The sequence below is a fragment of the Paenibacillus sp. SEL3 genome, from assembly GCF_054602585.1.
In genome coordinates this window covers 3,809,034-3,825,884 of the sequence record NZ_CM137725.1, presented here as the reverse complement: position 1 = coordinate 3,825,884, position 16,851 = coordinate 3,809,034, and the positions used below count along the sequence as shown (strand labels likewise).

15 protein-coding genes are annotated in these 16,851 nt (G+C 49.0%); 3 read left to right on the top strand and 12 right to left on the bottom strand.

The features are described 5' to 3' along the window. Positions 1–11: 11 nt before the first annotated feature. Positions 12–1,235, bottom strand: coding sequence for an MFS transporter (locus ACYCS5_RS17645; RefSeq protein ID WP_029515973.1), 1,224 nt, complete (start codon positions 1,233–1,235; stop codon positions 12–14). 188 nt (positions 1,236–1,423) lie between these two features. Between ACYCS5_RS17645 and ACYCS5_RS17640 the strand changes: the two genes are divergently transcribed. Next, positions 1,424–2,002: a TetR/AcrR family transcriptional regulator gene (locus tag ACYCS5_RS17640; RefSeq protein ID WP_039270372.1), complete on the top strand. Its 579-nt coding sequence runs from the start codon at positions 1,424–1,426 to the stop codon at positions 2,000–2,002. Positions 2,003–2,096: 94 nt separating this feature from the next. Here ACYCS5_RS17640 and ACYCS5_RS17635 read toward each other — a convergent pair whose 3' ends face one another. Further along, positions 2,097–2,522, bottom strand: a complete 426-nt coding sequence (locus ACYCS5_RS17635) for a MarR family winged helix-turn-helix transcriptional regulator (RefSeq protein WP_029515975.1) — start codon at positions 2,520–2,522, stop codon at positions 2,097–2,099. 164 nt (positions 2,523–2,686) lie between these two features. Here ACYCS5_RS17635 and ACYCS5_RS17630 point away from each other — a divergent pair, with 164 nt between their 5' ends. Continuing rightward, positions 2,687–4,156: an MFS transporter gene (locus ACYCS5_RS17630; RefSeq protein WP_459759863.1), complete on the top strand. Its 1,470-nt coding sequence runs from the start codon at positions 2,687–2,689 to the stop codon at positions 4,154–4,156. 215 nt (positions 4,157–4,371) lie between these two features. Here ACYCS5_RS17630 and ACYCS5_RS17625 read toward each other — a convergent pair whose 3' ends face one another. The 9 genes from ACYCS5_RS17625 to ACYCS5_RS17585 all read right to left on the bottom strand — a co-directional run bounded on the left by ACYCS5_RS17625 (position 4,372) and on the right by ACYCS5_RS17585 (position 14,642). After that, the gene (locus tag ACYCS5_RS17625) at positions 4,372–5,448 is read right to left on the bottom strand and encodes a Gfo/Idh/MocA family protein (protein ID WP_459759862.1); all 1,077 of its coding nucleotides are present in this window, start codon (positions 5,446–5,448) and stop codon (positions 4,372–4,374) included. 226 nt (positions 5,449–5,674) lie between these two features. Continuing rightward, positions 5,675–6,088 (bottom strand): DUF350 domain-containing protein, encoded by a 414-nt coding sequence (locus tag ACYCS5_RS17620; protein ID WP_029515979.1) that lies wholly within the window; start codon positions 6,086–6,088, stop codon positions 5,675–5,677. A 96-nt stretch (positions 6,089–6,184) separates the two neighbouring features. After that, positions 6,185–7,618: a glutathionylspermidine synthase family protein gene (locus ACYCS5_RS17615; protein ID WP_049816912.1), complete on the bottom strand. Its 1,434-nt coding sequence runs from the start codon at positions 7,616–7,618 to the stop codon at positions 6,185–6,187. Between the two features lies 1 nt (position 7,619). Beyond that, positions 7,620–7,958, bottom strand: a complete 339-nt coding sequence (locus ACYCS5_RS17610; RefSeq protein WP_069010810.1) for a hypothetical protein — start codon at positions 7,956–7,958, stop codon at positions 7,620–7,622. After that, a complete protein-coding gene (locus ACYCS5_RS17605) occupies positions 7,958–8,515 on the bottom strand; it encodes a hypothetical protein (RefSeq protein WP_239645142.1) in 558 nt (185 codons plus the stop codon). Before ACYCS5_RS17605 ends, ACYCS5_RS17610 begins: the two co-directional genes overlap by 1 nt. A gap of 90 nt (positions 8,516–8,605) precedes the next feature. Then, entirely contained in the window at positions 8,606–9,508 is a 903-nt protein-coding gene (locus ACYCS5_RS17600) for a M15 family metallopeptidase (protein ID WP_459759861.1), read from the bottom strand. 151 nt (positions 9,509–9,659) lie between these two features. Beyond that, positions 9,660–10,385: a hypothetical protein gene (locus ACYCS5_RS17595; protein WP_029515984.1), complete on the bottom strand. Its 726-nt coding sequence runs from the start codon at positions 10,383–10,385 to the stop codon at positions 9,660–9,662. A 20-nt stretch (positions 10,386–10,405) separates the two neighbouring features. Further along, positions 10,406–13,531 (bottom strand): DEAD/DEAH box helicase, encoded by a 3,126-nt coding sequence (locus tag ACYCS5_RS17590; RefSeq protein ID WP_459759860.1) that lies wholly within the window; start codon positions 13,529–13,531, stop codon positions 10,406–10,408. Between the two features lie 157 nt (positions 13,532–13,688). Then, entirely contained in the window at positions 13,689–14,642 is a 954-nt protein-coding gene (locus ACYCS5_RS17585) for a helix-turn-helix transcriptional regulator (RefSeq protein ID WP_029515986.1), read from the bottom strand. 108 nt (positions 14,643–14,750) lie between these two features. Here ACYCS5_RS17585 and ACYCS5_RS17580 point away from each other — a divergent pair, with 108 nt between their 5' ends. Further along, a complete protein-coding gene (locus ACYCS5_RS17580; protein WP_459759859.1) occupies positions 14,751–15,290 on the top strand; it encodes a dihydrofolate reductase family protein in 540 nt (179 codons plus the stop codon). An 82-nt stretch (positions 15,291–15,372) separates the two neighbouring features. On the opposite strand, the gene ACYCS5_RS17575 is transcribed toward ACYCS5_RS17580, so the two are convergent. Next, positions 15,373–16,668 carry an ABC transporter substrate-binding protein gene (locus ACYCS5_RS17575; protein ID WP_165148071.1) on the bottom strand — a complete coding sequence of 432 codons (1,296 nt, stop codon included), beginning with the start codon at positions 16,666–16,668 and terminating at the stop codon, positions 15,373–15,375. Between the last annotated feature and the right edge of the window lie 183 nt (positions 16,669–16,851).

Here is a 16,851-nt window from a genome sequence, read left to right as displayed (position 1 = left end):
GCTGACCTCTATCAGGTGGTTTGTTTCTTTCGCACATCTCCACTCGTTTCTTTCTCAGTGAAAAAGTACAGCAAAGCCAGCACAGGCAGGACGACTCCAATCAGAGCACTGAAATTCCAACCTCCTAACGCATACGACCAACCACCTAATGATGATCCAATCGCTCCGCCTATGAAAAAAATAGACATGAATAATCCATTCAAACGCCCTCTCGCTTCACTTCCCAAGGAGTAAATCACACGCTGTCCAAGTACAAGATTTCCCGATACAGCCATATCCAGTGTAATCGCTGAAATAAAGAGAAGTACGAGTGCAACCGTCGAATGACTTTGAAAAAGATAGATGAGTAAAAAAGACAAGGCTGCAATGATCATAGCTAACCCGGTTAATACTTTACTCCAGCCTTTATCCGCCAATCTCCCGGCAATCGGAGCAGCTACCGCACCACCTACGCCTACTAAAGCAAACAATGCAATCCCTTGTTGGGACATTCCGAAATCATCCGCCAAACGTAGAGGAACAACAGTCCAAAATAGGCTGAATGCACCAAATAGGCAGGCTTGATAGAGGGCACGGCGACGCAATGCAGGCGTTTGTTTTAGAAGAGTACCTAACGAGAAAATCAATTTACTGTAAGATACCGTAGGCACAGGCTTGCGTTCTGGAAGAGCTCGCGAGAGCAGAATCGTCAACAGCGTCAAGACAATGGCTGACAAAATAAATACGGCTTGCCACCCCCAGATGCTGGTGATAAAGCTTGCTACTGGCCGTGCGAACATAATGCCTAGCAAGAGTCCGCTCATGACATTCCCAACAACGCGGCCGCGTTGCTCTTCGGATGCTAAATAGGTGGCGTACGGCACCAGTATTTGGGCTACCACAGATCCAATTCCAATGAACAAGGATGCGGTCAGGAACAACGGGGCATTGGTAGCAAAAGCGGCAACAACCAATGCACAGACTGTAATGATTAGCGATACGACCATGAGCCGTCGATTTTCGATAATGTCGCTGAGCGGTACGATAAATAGCAATCCCACCACATAGCCGATTTGAGTCAAGGTGACAATGAAGCCCGCGGCTGTAGAAGAAAGACCCATAGCAATATGAATAGGTCCTACAAGGGTTTGAGCATAGTACAGGTTGGCAACAATAAGGCCGCATGCGGCTGCTAACAAAAACATCATCCAATTTGAGATACGGTTACTTTCTAAGGCTTGTTGTTCTCTTTGCATGATAATCCTCCTCATTAATTTAAATACTAAACGTATAGTTCATTAATTCGATAGTTAAATAATATACTGAACGTTTCGTTTTGTAAATAGGCAAAATCAACTTTTTATTTTTATATGGTATTTGATATACTGAACGTATAGTTTATTTTTTGTGGTTACTTATATCTATTAAGAAGGTGAGCATTCCAGTGCAGAGCAAAAGAGGACGTCCACGTAATGTCGAGACGCAAAAATCTATCCTTAACGCTTCCTATGATTTACTGTTGGAGCAAGGCTTTGGGGCGGTTACGGTAGAAAAAATTGCTGAACGAGCGAAAGTTAGCAAAGCCACCATTTATAAATGGTGGCCTAACAAAGCTGCCGTAGTGATGGATGGTTTCCTGTCAGCCACCATAGCAAGATTGCCCGTGCCCGACACGGGCTCTGTATTAGATGATATTCTCATTCATGCCACGAATTTAGTGCGGTTCTTAATAAGTCGAGAGGGTAAAATCATTACGGAGTTAATAGGCGAAGGGCAACTTGATTCAGGATTGTCAGAGGCATACCGGACCCGATATTTCCACCCTCGGCGACTTGAGGCCAGGCTTCTTATTGAGCGCGGAATGGAGCGCGGAGAATTGAAGGAAGATCTCGATATTGAATTATGTATCGATCTCATTTATGGGCCCGTTTTTTATCGATTGTTGGTAACCGGTTATCCATTAGACGACTCCTATGTACGACAATTAGTCATGAATGCGTTCAAAGGAATTGGCTTGGACTGAATGACGTGGCATCAAGCAGCCCTCACAGAGTATCCTCTGTGAGGGCTGCTTTTTCTTTTACCTGCCACGATCCTCTGGCTAGTTCCTGATTTGTTTATTCGTCAGGGTCTATACTAATTTTTTGCAGCAGGTCGATCAGAAGGTCCTCTTCCTCTTCGGATAGATTGTGGACAAGGCTGACATTGGACTCGTCCAATATTCCTTGTAGGACAGGGGAAAACTCTAGCGCCTTGGCTGTAGGAGACAAAAGATGGGAACGGCGGTCATTTGGGTCTGTTTTCCGTTCAATATAGCCTGATTCCTCCAATTGTTTCACAGAGCGCGCCGTGGTTGCCTTGTCAAATTTAAGTTCATTCGTCAACTGCTCTTGTGTAATGCCCGGCCGCTGCAAAATGAGCTTTAAAAAGCTGTGTTGTCCTCCACTGCCGATTCCGTAAGGAGTCAGTTTTTTGGACAATATTTTTTGATTACGACGGTACAGGTGGGAAATTAGCTTTCCAATCGGTTGTTTTTTTCTCATCAAATACACCTCATTGGCTTAAAAATGACACATCCCCAGTTGGGACCAAAGCAAAGTTTACAATAATATTGTTGCACACGCAACTAATTTGCTGTACACTAGAACCGTTCATTTAGTTGCGCGTGCAACTAAATGAAAATTGTCAACGATAACGAGGTGTAATGATGAGTTCAACTGCTACAACGGCTACAACCTATCAAGAGAATATCGAAGTCCAGAAGAAACGTTGGCTGATTTTAATTGTTTTGAATCTGTTTACATTTATGTCCACATTGGATGGAAGCATCGTCAATATCGCTCTTCCTGTGTTGTCTCGCACATTACATTTACCCGTAGCACAGATTGAATGGGTGACAACCGCCTATTTAATGGCGATATGTACCGCTATTTTATTTTTTGGCAAGCTTGGAGATATCGTCGGTAAAATCAAAATATTTAAAATCGGCACAATCGTATTCATTCTTGGCTCCCTATTGTGCGGTCTTAGCTCTTCGCTCTCTATGCTGCTGATTTCCCGCATTATTCAGGCGATTGGGGCGTCCATGACCATGGCGAACAGCCAGGGGATCGTGACAGATATCTTCCCGTCCAATGAACGGGGCAAAGCGCTTGGCCTCATTGGAACCTTCGTTTCTCTAGGTAGTATCGCCGGGCCAAGCTTGGGCGGTATTATTGTCTCGTCGCTGGGCTGGCAGTATATTTTCTGGGTCAATGTACCGGTAGGACTGGTCGCTGTCTTTCTTGGCTGGAAGCTTTTGCCGAAGGATTTGATCAAGGTGAAAGATAAAATTGACGTTCCCGGTAGCTTGGTGTTTGCTATTTTTATTCTCACTTTGTTCGTCGGATTGTTGCTGGGACAGCAGGTCGGGTATGGAGACAAACGTATCGTTGCTTCGCTGGTGGTGGCTGTAGTTGCTTTTGCCATGTTCATTAGGTTGGAACTTCGTCGTCCACAGCCACTGCTACAGCTTGCGCTATTCAAAAATCCGTTATTTTCGCTCAGTATTTTGTGTGCTTTTCTGGTGTTCGTCGCTAACTTTTGCTTTAACATCATTTCACCTTTTTATGCGCAGAATATGCTGAACTTGTCGCCTTTTCATGCCGGGTTCCTGCTGATGTTGTTCCCCATCTCTATGGTTATTGTGGCCCCACTCAGCGGTGCGCTTTCCGATAAAATCGGGTCTGAACTGCTCACATTCGCCGGGCTGGTCGTTATGGTCATTGCCCAGATTGGATTGGCCCAACTGCATGCAGGCAGCTCCATCCCGCTCGTGGGTCTGTGGATTGCCATGCTGGGCATTGGCAGTGGTTTATTCCAATCGCCGAACAACTCGCTGATTATGTCCACGGTACCCCGCACACAGCTCGGCTCAGCCGGTAGCGTCAATTCGCTGGTTCGCAACGTCGGTATGGTTGTGGGGATCACTTTGGCCACATCAATCCTCTTTTATATTATGAGTAAAGAGGCTGGTTATCGGGTCACCGGCTTGGTTCAGGGTCATCCAGAAATTTTTCTGGCAGGCATGCATGTAGTCTTTATGACGTCCGCGTCCATCTGTCTTGTGGCGGCATTATTAACAGGCTGGCGGCTGATTGGGGCTAGACGGGTAAGAACGCAGCAAGAAAAGGGATAAAGAGTAACATTTACAATTTTAAAAATGGGATACAAGGGTGGAGCTCACATGAAGCATTACTATGCATGCAGAACAAAATTGATGGTAAAGGAGTGTGAAGGCGAAGGTCCTATAAGCGTTGCGATGCGAAAATGATGAAAAAGATGTCTTTACAGATAATTGAATTGCTAAACCGCAAGATGGCTGCTCTTTCCAAGGAACCCTCTTGCGGGTCCCTACACTTCTACTAAACGTCCATTCTCTTTCCATGATTGCAGTATTTTCTCAAGTACCCACTGGTTTTTGTAGCCGTCCTCGAATAAGGGGGCACGATCCACAGACTCTCCCCTTGCCAGCTCAACAAAATCTTCATAGGCCGTATGATTATAGATTGCAGGGACAGTCCAAGTCTCGTATTCGGCATCCGGGTGTTCCAGGTCCCGCAGCACAATGCGGATACTGTCCGGGTTATTGAGGCTGGCGTGCAGCGTACCCAGTTCTCCATAGATATCGACTTCGATATCGTGCCGTATGCCGATGGCATTTTTATGTGTGATAAAGGTTCCCACGGTATTGTCGCCTACGATGCCATGAAAGGCAGCGAGATCTTCCACATCCACTTTTACAGGCAGGCCCGTGATCGGATCGAGCCGCTCGGGTGTAATGGTATGTAGCAGCGCTGCGACACTTTTAAATTCACCCACCAAAAAACGGGCCAGATCAATGATATGTGAGGCTGTATCCCCCACTACTCCAGAACCAGCCTTGGCTAAATTGTGACGCCAAGTATACGGATGCTGACGATACGGCGCAAATGCATCCATTAGATAACGAAATTGAATGTTATAGATTTTACCCAGCTTTTGCTCATCCAGCAGTTGCTTGGTATATTGGAAGGCCGCGCCGTAGCGATGCTTATAGTGAACCAGCAAAGGCACCGGATTCGCTGTATATAGCTTTTTCAACCGATCCGCTTCCTCCCATGTGAGAGTCAATGGTTTTTCTGCCAGTACAGCTTTGTGTTTTTCCAGCGCAATACGAATAATGTCAAAATGCACATCATTGGGTGTCAGCGACAGAATCGCATCTACTTCTGGGTCACGGATTAATGCTTCATAATGGGCGTACCGCTTGGAAGCAGGCAGCTGCAATTGTTCTCCGATGGCTTGAAGGCGATGGGGATTCACATCACTAACGGCCACAATAGATACCCCCGAGATGGTGTGCAGTGATCTCATGTGATATTCAGCGATAAGACCCAGGCCAATGATACCCATCCGAATTTGTTTGGTTGGGAAGGTGGTGGTACTCATATGTTCAGAACTCCCTTCTCTTCAATTTGGTTTGAACTCTGTAGCAAATTCCTTTTGCTATGCAGTATCACCCGTTGCTTTGTAGAATAGTCCCCACAGGAAGTGATCGTTGCAACCCTTAATTCAACAGTCCGATGCCGGTAGTGAATACAATGTCTCATAAAAAAAGGATCTGCAGCTCCGTTGTCCGGTGTTGCAGATCCTTGGTATTCCTTCTCTATATCGACTACATCAAAAATGTACCTACCACAAAAGAAACCCCGACGATGATTGAACGCAGCAGCTGTGCCAGAGCCACATTGCCCTTGGCAATTTCCTCGCACACCTTGGTACGCGGCGTCACCAGATCAAAAATCACATAGACGAGACACAGCACTACAATGCCCACAGCCGACCAGGCCAGCATATCGAGCCATGAATGACTGCTGTACGACACCATCCCCACGATGATACACAGACCTAGCAGCTTTGCCCCCATATAGATGCCTGCCGCCTCATTGCCGTGTGCGATTTCTTGATTATCGTTATAACGTGTCAGTAAGCTGAACACAAAATAACCTACGATTAAGATGGCAAACAGGATAAGCAGGCCGATACCTACATTGCCCAGTGCGTTGCCCAAACTGATATGAGAGTCCAATTTTTTTCCTCCTTATGATACTTCAGGATTTTGCAAAATCCTCACTTGTGAAAATGAAACAGATATGTTCGAATATTGTATATTTTTCAATTTAGCTTATACAACCGGCGGATTAGGATGTACGGTGGCAACGGCGGCGGCGCAATAGTAGGCCATATCACCTGTTACCTTTTCACCGATTCGCGGCAGGACACCCGCAAAACGCCCCCCAATTACAAATATGCCTGTTAACACATAGCCGTGAAATAGCCCTTCCTCGGTCTGTACCTCTGCGGTCTGCATCGGCCACAGCCGCTGATAAATCTTAGGCTGTCCTTCATAATAAGCGGCAACATGTGCGGCTTCCTCCTGCTCAGGCGTTCGTGGGGCATCAGCTTGGTGAAGCAGATCAGGATGGTCGGTCTTCGCATTTTGAACCTTTCCCAAGACGCCTTCTAGTCTCTCCTCGTCTTCGGTATGTTCAATCAAGTGCGTCCCTTTACCCTCCCGACCCCATATACCTTTGGCCACATAGGGCTCTTTATTTTGCATAAACACCGAGGGTTCAAAATACGTAGGCAGCAGGTAGGTTCGTATCACCTCCAGCTCGCGATCGTCAAACAAACGAAAACCACAGAACTCTGGTGTCTGCTCATTGCGCTCATACAGTGACCATACGGTTGCGGTGAACCCTTTGCTCTGGGTAATGATATGCTGCGGTGGGTTGATTAATCCTATTTTCCCGTCTGCCACCATATCCATTAGCGCCTGCCCCACCTCAAGCCCCGTATTCTCCTCCCGGTCATCAATTAGATACTCCAGCGGATACAGGCGATAGAGAATGCGGATTTGCTCTCCCCGGTGATACAATCCTTCATTCGGGATAATCTCCAGTTCTTCCAAAGGAGCATAAACGACTTCGAATCCGGCTTGTTCACATAAACGCATAATATATTTGGTGTTCGTCTGATCCTCGATGTGCCAGTCATAGCAAGTGAAATACACCTTTGTCCCTAATCCCTTGCGGCTATAAAAATGAATGAGCTCCGTCAAGGCAGACTGAATCGCCTCGTCCATTCCAGTTGAGGGTCCATGTAGTGCATTGTCATCCTCCGACATTCCTCCCTTACTCAGCACCTCTAGCAGCTTTCCTTCGAGATAAGCCACCTCGGGAATTCCGGTTGGGGTATCGGTGTTATTCTCAATGCACTTGATACCCGCTTCCCCCACAATCCAGTCCTGGCGGGTTATCCCATCCGGCTCGGCCTCCATACGTGCAGCACGCAGCAAGCCCGGATGAATCCCCAACCGTTCCACCAGGTATTCATCCGGCATATAGCGCTGAACGAATTGCTGAACCTTGCGATAAATACGATGTACCGCCTCAGAAGCAACCTGAAGCTCTGCCAGCTCGCTTTCCCGATATACCGTTAAGGCCGGCACGCAATAGGACTTGCCATACATGCGGTGATACGGGATGATACGGCTGATTTCACCCTTAAAAAGCTCATCATGTTCATAAGGCAATTGCCGAATCGTGCGCATGCTCATCTTAACCCCCAGAGAAAAAGCCGCTGCGTGAGCCGCTGCTGCCAAAACCGCTGTGTGAGCTGGAAGATGAGGATGAGCTTTTGCGGTATGAGCTGGAAGAAGAACGACTGCTATGGTATGAGGAGCCTCCACTATAATAAGTCGATCCGCCATAGTAATACCCACTGCTGCCTGAATCCCGACACGCCGTTTGTTCCGATATAGGAAGCTCATCGCAGTCATAATACTCGTCGTCACCGCAACCCGTCAGAGCGGCCGGGACAGCCAACATCAGGGCAAAGGCCGCCATCCGTGTACGAGAGCCGGGCTTGGATTTCATTTTTTCCCAAGAATGCTCCATCACAGATCGACCTCCTTCACAAACAGATGTACCTTTTTCAGCTGAGGGTCCAGTACCGAATATATAAATTCATATGTTTTGCCACCCAGTACTATATAGTGATCTAATAGCCGTTGGGCCAACTCCAAAGTAAATACCGAACCTTCCCGCTGATCCATACTACGGAATGCAGGTTCATGCCATATCCAGTACATTGCACTGTATGTGGAAGTGTAACCTCCCTCACTGGCAAGCACGAGGTCTGTGATAGACGCACCGTAAGGCTTTGCACGTTCCCCTGTAAATTCAGTCACATAGACGGAATGATCCGTATGTTCCTCACTTTCATTCGAGATATGCGACCATAGTTTGTCATGGAGACGCGTAGCGTCTACAAGCTTGCGTAGAAACAGCTCATCTCCCGATACGGATTCCCGTGTCAGGCTGCGCAGTTCCTTTTGAGTGTCTTCCGACCATTCGCGATACGTTAATGAATAATAAATGATGATTCCCTTCCCTTCCTGTACGCTTCTGTCATGAGGTTTGCAACAAATCAAAGCGCTTCTGTCGTTGATCACTATACGAGATTCTACCTTGAAAAGGTTCAATTTGGAAGAAAAACACGACAAAAAGCCGCAATCCCTAGGATTACGGCTTGATTTTAGCTGCTACAGCTTGATATTGTTCTCGTCGAAATATTCCTCCAGCGTCATCCCCTGCTTGGCTACATCCTCCGCAATGTCTATTCCCACATAACGGATATGCCAAGGCTCGTACACGTAGCCGGTCACATCTTCCTTACCCTTCATATAACGAATAATAAATCCGTATTCCGGTGCATGTTGTTCCAACCATTCGCCTTCCTTGGAAGCTCCGAAGGATTGCTCCAGCGCATTACCTACGCTTGGGCTGGATACATCAATGGACAATCCCGTCTGATGCTCACTCGTACCCGGTACAGCGCTGACTTTAGAGGCATATTCCTGTCCCTTTGTCTTTACATTGTTGTCGAAAATAGACACCTGACGCTTATAGGAACGGTATCCCGATACCGCACGCAGCTCGATGCCGTCCTTTTTCGCACCGTCGAACAGCTTCTCCAGTGCCTCTGCCGCTTCCTTACGCAAATGCCGCTTTTCGTGCGGTCCCTCGAAGGAAAATTGCACCTGCGGCTCCACCAGGTCGTCTGGGACATAGCCCACAGGCAAGCTGCGCTTTTTGTTCACAACGACTGTATCCGAAGTCGCATTGGTGACAATCGCGGTTCCATCCTCTTCCTTAACCGTGGCTTGCAGCGCACTCTGGCTCCGCAACGCCATCACTGGGTCGGCTTGTCCACTTTCTGTACCCGCAGAGGCTTGTCCAGCACTAGTGCTACCATTGCCCGCATCCGGCTGGGAAGGCTGCACATTCTCCTGTACCGCTGTAGATGACTTTAACGGCTCGCTTTCCTGTCCACCTGATCCTCCCTGCTGGCAGGCTGCCAGTAATAGCCCTGGCAGGATCAGCCCTGGAATGAGCGCTTTGGTCCATCGCTGAGATGTGCGCGTCTGTTGTATATGTCGTTTCATGCTGGTATCTCCTCCAATATTGCAATTGATACATGACTTGCAGTGATTTTTCCGTTCCCCCATTGTAACTGAACTTTGGACACTCTTCGAAGCCGTTACCCCGTTCGATGAAGGCGAATAGACTCGAAAAAGGAAGTATATACCCGAATTGTTACGGAGTATGACGTTTTTGCGGAATTGCAGCTCGGGCCCGCTCGGCTACCCGTTCACGTATGAGTTTCAATGCCTCTTCCGCACGGGGTAAACCCGGCAGCAAAGCCGTAATATCCGCTTCCTTCTTAGGAACAAGCTTCTGCGGCAGATGAATCTCAATCGCATGAAAACCTGCACCGGGACGATGTAATGCTCCTTCTGCCGCTGACTCGGCAATCCATTCGCTAATCGCTGCCGATCCACTGCGTCCGCCCTCCGGCCGCGAGGTAGACTCAAGCGCGGGGGATGTCCCCTGCACATGAGATAACTCTCCGGCCCAAGCACTGAATACGTACTCCAGCAGCTCTTCCCGCGTCATTCCGATCAATTCCAGACAGGTCTGCGGCTCGCTTTCCATCCCGGTCTGAAGAGCCTTCTTCACATCGTCGACTACACCCACGCCATCCTCCATGCTGGAAGTGGCTGTCTCAGCTGCTAGCTGAACGATCTCATCCAGCGATAGACAGGTTTTCCCTTGCAAAAAGCGGTAGATGTCCAAAGGATCTGCTTTTAGCTGCTCCAGCCATGCCTTTCGCTGTTCGGGGTTTAGTACAGGCGCTGGACCCATCCATTGGACAGCATGTGCGGAAGGTACACCCGTTGATTCGCCTTCCAAGCCATTTCTGTCTAATTCCGCTATCCATTGACCGTCAGTTACTTTCAGCTTCACTCGCGGCCTCGTCATCGCCTTCATCCTTTCTCTGCTCACTCAATCCATACATCATTTTGCAACGCTATCAGACCACGCAATTCATCATCAGACATTTCGGTAAGCCAATGTTCACCGGAGCCGACAACCTGCTCGGAAAGTGCCTTTTTGCTCTCGATCAGCTCGTCGATTCGCTCCTCCAGTGTACCTTGACAAATCAGCTTGTGCACTTGTACATTGCGGCTTTGGCCAATACGGAATACGCGGTCTGTCGCCTGATTTTCCACTGCAGGATTCCACCAGCGGTCATAGTGAATGACATGGCTGGCACGTGTCAGGTTCAGGCCCACACCACCTGCACGCAGGGAAAGTACGAATATATTCGGCCCTTCTCCCTGCTGGAAGTTGTGAACCATTTCATCCCGTCTGGTTTTCGCCAGTCCTCCATGTAGAAAATACGGCTCTTCCCCGAAGATTTTGGCCAAACGGGAGACCAGCAATTCTCCCATCGACACATATTGGGTGAATATCAGCGCCGATTCGCCGTTCTCGCGAATCGTCTCTACCAATTCCAGCAGTCGCTCCATTTTGCCCGAGTTTTGCGTTTTACCACTATCAGCCCGACCCGGAATGATCAGACCCGGATGGTCACAAATCTGCTTCAACTTGGTCAGTGAAGACAGAACAAGCCCTTTGCGAGCCATACCGATCTGCCCATCCAGTGTTCCCAATAATTGATCCACTACGCCCCGATACAATCCGGCCTGCTCTGGTGTCAGTACACAGTAGGATTTCAACTCCAGCTTCTCCGGCAAATCCTTGCGTATATCTGGGTCGCTTTTGAGTCGACGCAGCATGAACGGGGAGACGAGGCGATGAAGCTCACGCAACGCAGACCCCCGCTCCTCTCCCGCCAGACTGTACCGTTGGCGGAATGAAGACGCCGTACCGAGGTAACCTGGATTCAGAAATTGAAAAATAGACCACAGCTCGCTCAGCCGATTCTCTACCGGTGTACCCGTCATGGCAATCCGATGTGGAGCAGACAGCTTCATGACGCTTTGTGCTTGCTTTGTTCGTGCATTTTTTATATATTGCGCTTCATCCAACACGATGGAGGACCAGTATACCGCAGATAAATCGCTACCGTCCCGTCCCGCCAAATGATAGGTAGTGAGGACGATATCATACTCACGTACACTTTCTTGAAACAGCTCGCCGTGGAGTCGCTGGTTTCCATGGTGAATATACAGTGACAAATCCGGTGAAAAGCGTTTCAACTCGCGCTGCCAGTTGCCGAGCAAGGACGTCGGACAGATGATCAACGCCGGACGTTGATCATCTGCGCCGATGCCACCGTCGAGTAGGCAGGTGATGACCTGAATCGTTTTACCAAGCCCCATATCGTCCGCAAGGCAGACGCCAAAACCTAATCCACGCATCGCGGCCAGCCATTGAAAGCCGCGCTCTTGATAGGGCCGTAATGCGCCGTGCAGCGTCTCTGGCACAGGTCGCGGCTCTACCGAACGAAGTACGCCGCCCTCAGCCAAAGACGCAAGCAATCCGGCGGATTCCGCGCCAAAGATGGACAAGCCTTTCCATGAGGCCTCGCCTGCACTTTCATTTTCTGCGGCCAGATGCATCCATTCGGACAAGCTCATCTCACCGTTCTCACCGCGCTTGATAAAGCGCAGCACCTGACGAATTTCCTTAGGATCGACCTCGATCCATTCCCCTCCGAGACGTACATACGGCAAATTAGCGGCGACAATGCTTTCCAGTTCCTCCATCGTCAAAGTTGTATCACCCAGCACAGCCTCGGCATCAAACGAAATCATGCGGTTAATGCCGACAGTCGATGTATCGGCAATCACACCATCCGGCTTGGCACCCTGCTCTGTCGAACGCATTTTGAGCCGCAAGCCTGCACGTCTTCGGCCCTCCCGGCTCCAGCGTGAAGGCATTTGCACGGTAATACCGTTCTTTTGTAATGCGGGAACGGCTTCCGTCAGGAAGCGGAAGAACATCTCCGGCTCCAGTGTCAGCCCTTCGGGATAAGGGCGGTTCAACGATTCTTGCAATATAGGTGCCGCTTCAGCAGCCTGTCCGAGCCTCATTAGCAGTTGCGCCTGCACTTGACGATATACAATTCCGCCGCGAACCAGATCGCGTTCAGGATGCGCCCACAGTGCCAGAGCAGGCAGTCGCAACCCCGGCTCAGCATCGCTTTCTGCCCAAAAGGTAATGCGCCATTCCTTCACACTCTCTTCCAGCGAAGGCTCCAAACGAAGGCACAACCGCAGTTGCCCTTCTATCGGCTCCTTGTCTTCCCGCTCCGTGACAGGCATTGCGCTTCCCTTAAGAGAGGACGCTTGGAGAACCAGCTCCTCCATCTCCGCGGGCGTTCCCTGAATCGCCACCGGGCGGGAACCTGTCAGCAGACTGTTCCACCATAGCTCTGTCAGCGGCGATCCTCCGCGCCGATACTCTGCACGATATCGTCCCAGCTCACGGTCTGATGCTGCCAACACCGCGGTCGTTTCCGCATGGATGACCGCACACAAGAAGGAGTACAGCACGATTCCGGCTGCATCCTCGCGTGTTTCAGGCTCCTTACCCGCGAAAACGGCAGGAGCCGCCATACAAACAGCCGGCATTGCAGCAGCCAGCTCATGAAAGCGGCGTATGTCCTCCTCTTGATACAGACGAGGAATCCACACCCCGACAGCCGCTTCCGGACCGCGACGACGCGGTCCCGATGGACGCGCCTCTGTAAGCGATGGCGTAATTTCGCCCCGCTGCATCAGCTCTAGCGCAAAATAAGCGGCTTTTTGCCAATATTGCATTTCCTCGCCCAGCGTAATGCCCGATGCCGCACAGCCCTTCTCGTCCATGCGGGTCAGCAGTGCCATCGTCTCGCGCGGTTCCAGCGCCAAGCCCTCCAATGTACGCCCCAGCATGGAACGTCTTTTGCCACCTCTGCCCGCGGTTTCCACACGAGCAGTGTTCGGTATTCGTACCTCGGCAAGGCGCAACGCAGCCTGCCGAAACGGCCGAAGGTCTCCCTTTAGCGTCAGCCTGCGAATTACACTGCTCCACGCATCGATACGTGGTTCCGACGTCTCACCAGAAAAGCAAAAAAACACATCTCCGAGCCATATCCCATAAAGCGGTTGATTCATATCTGTCTCCCGTCCAGCCTTTTGAATTATTACTCTTCATCATATACGAAAACGGGCTCTTTTCAAAACTTTATCACAAAAATAAATGGAAAGTCATAAGTCAATAACCTTAAATATTCATGTGGTTAACTATAAATAAGAGAATCAATTTACAGGATTAATTGTCTTTTTCTTCATCATCCGCTTTTGCATCCTTCAGATAAGGGTTCAGGCTGTCTTGCAACAGTTGCTTGACCTGTACACGCAGTTCTTTGGGAAATACGACCTCGGCCTCTGGCCCGTATTTTAGCAAAAGTCGGGATACATATCTAAACTCTTCGACCGGAATATATCCCTGCCATTCCTGAGCCTGCCCTTCCTGATGGGAAACATTTTGGAAGAGGGCATCTGATCCGGCCAGCCTGACACCCAATGCGGTAAATTTTATTTTGGACGGAATTCCTATACGGGAATCCTCCGAAGCCAACCATTCTTGAAGTGTAGGAAGGGTGTCCAAGGTGTCGTCCAGCATCGTTATTGTGATCACCCGATCTGAACGATACAAAATGATGCGGTCTCTGCTATACGCTGGCATGTACCAATATCCGTGATCAAAATACAGTCCAATCGGATATACCTGAGTCCACTTTGCCCCGGAAGCGGAGCGGTAATGCATGTTCACCCGGCGCTTATTCAGCGCAGCCTCCAAAATGATTGAGGTGTAGGGTGACTCTGCGTGAGTAGGTAGCATACGAAAAGAAATGTACTCCTTTAATTGATCGATGCTGTCCTGCACATCCTGTGGAAGTTCGGCATAATAGTGCTCGGATAAATGCTCACGAACTGAGCCAAAAGGGATATCTGGAATGTTCTCCAACAGTTGCAGCATGAGAAAAAGACCCAAGGCCTCGTCACGAGCAAGATGAAGGGGAGGAAGAAGCCGATTGGGAAGTGCCCGATACCCGCCATGAGGACCCATTTCGGTATAAAGGGGTAATCCGGTCTGCTGCAAATAGTCGAGATCTCTCTGTATCGTCCTGACGGAGACACCAAAACGTTCAGCCAGCTCACGCGCCGTATATTTTTTTCGGGAATCCAGTATCCTCATAAGAGCAATTCTGCGTTCGTTCATAAGGTACCCCTCTAATCAAAAATTAATTTAAAATGACCGTTTAACTACGACATACGATGTCATAAATACATTGTAACATTAGGATATAGAAAGGAGTGAATGAACACTATGAAGGATTTGAAATCAAACGCAGTTGTGCTGTATATTGCCATGAGTCTCGACGGGTATATCGCTTTGCCGGACGGTTCGGTGGACTGGCTGTATGATGTTAAAGGGGATGGTGGGGACAATGGATATGCCGACTTTTATGATACCGTTGGTACGGTGCTGATGGGCAGACTGACGTATGAGGAAGTATTGAAGCTCTCAGATGATTTCCCTTATGCTGGAAAGCCATGCTATGTGCTCACACGAGCATTAACGGAGCAACAGCAGGCGCCACATATTACATTTACGGACGAAGCTCTGAATGAACTGGTTTCACGTCTACAAGGACAATCGGAAGGTGCGGTATGGCTAGTCGGTGGAGGCCAGTTAGTCCAGGCCTTCTTACAAGCTGGACTGCTGGAGAAAGCTATCATTGCGATCATTCCCAAAGTGCTTGGACAAGGAATACCGTTATTTCCAGAGGGAACACTACCAAGTACGTTTGAACTCCAAGAAATAGAACGCCGCGGGGATATTGTTCTTCTCCATTACCATATATAATTAATTTTGCAAAAAAGCCTTCGTATGTTCAGGATCATGCAATTTCCCTGACATACGAAGGCTTTATCGCGTGCTTTTGTTCTTATTTAGTCTTCAAATTTTCCCATGTTTTCTGGAAATCATCGAATAGCTTCCCAGCATCCGATTTACCTGCCACATAGGCTTGCATCTGACTTCCGAATTCTTGCTGTGCTCCTTCAGGATAGCGGCTAAAGAACCAGCCCAGCAGTTTGTTTTCCTTACTGTACTTCACCACTTCAGCACCCAATTGGCCCATATCAGCCTCTGCCCCTTCGATGCTCTTGAACGCTGGAATAAACTTGAATTCCTTGGTGATATACTTTTTACCCTGCTCGGATGTTACCATCCAGTTTAAGAACTCTTTCGCCTCGGGTTTGACAGACGAATTTTTATTAACCACCCAGTTGTTGGCGACACCTACAAACAGCTTATCTCCGGCTGTTGCGTCTTCACCAATCGGCATAGGCAAAATCCCCAGATTCAGCTTCGGATTAATTCCGTCAATTTGGACCTGAGTCCAGTTTCCTTGCTGCATCATGGCAGCCTTTCCAGTGGCGAAGTTCGTTACCTGCGTGTTGTAATCAGTCGTGAGCGGCTTCGTATTCCCATACTTCAGTGTCAGATCGAACAACTTAACCCACTCGGCAAATACAGCGTTGCCCGGAATCTTTGCAGTTCCATCATTCAGTCCCTTAACGAAGGCCGAAGGGTCTGGCTGATTGGCAAATGCCACGTTCAGCAAATGATTGCCCAGCACCCAAAACTCCTGATATCCATTAGAAAATGGAGTAATCCCAGCGGCTTGGAGCTTTTGTGCAGCTCCCTCCAGTTCGGACAATGTTTTAGGGGTCTCCGTAATCCCCGCCTTCTTGAACAAATCCTTGTTATAAATAAAGCCGTATCCTTCCAGATTCATCGGCTGACCATACAGCTTGCCGTCTTTGGTCATCGGCTCTTTGGCGACATCGACCACATCCCCAACCCAAGGCTGGTCAGACAGGTCCTCCAAATATTCCAGCCACGTATCCAGCTCGCGGTAACCGCCGACGTTAAAAATATCCGGTTGCTCCCCGGAAGCAAACTTCGCCTTTAAAGCCGCTCCGTAATCACTGCCCCCGCCCACGGTCTGAATATCGAGCTTGATCCCTGGATGAGACGCTTCGTATTCCGCCTTCATGCGGTTCAGCGCTTCTGCAATCTCTACCTTGAATTGAAAAATGTGAATGGTTTTCTCCTTCACTTCCTCTTTGCCTGCGTTTTGTCCGCCACTGCTGTTACAACCTGCCAAAACCAGGGCAAAGGCCGCGAGAAGCAAGATTAATGCTTGAGCTTTCTTTTTAAAAGTATGCGTTTTCATTTTGATGTTCCTTTCTATTTTAAATTCATATCAGATGAACTCGAAAAATTCATGTGGCGACGGAGCAAAGGGAATGGTGCTGAACAAGCGATAGCGCTCGCCTTTGTCTCTAGATTCCCACCTTTACTCGTTTATTCAGGGAAATCTGGAGGCTAACAGCGATGGTAAGCACCCTCCGTTTGC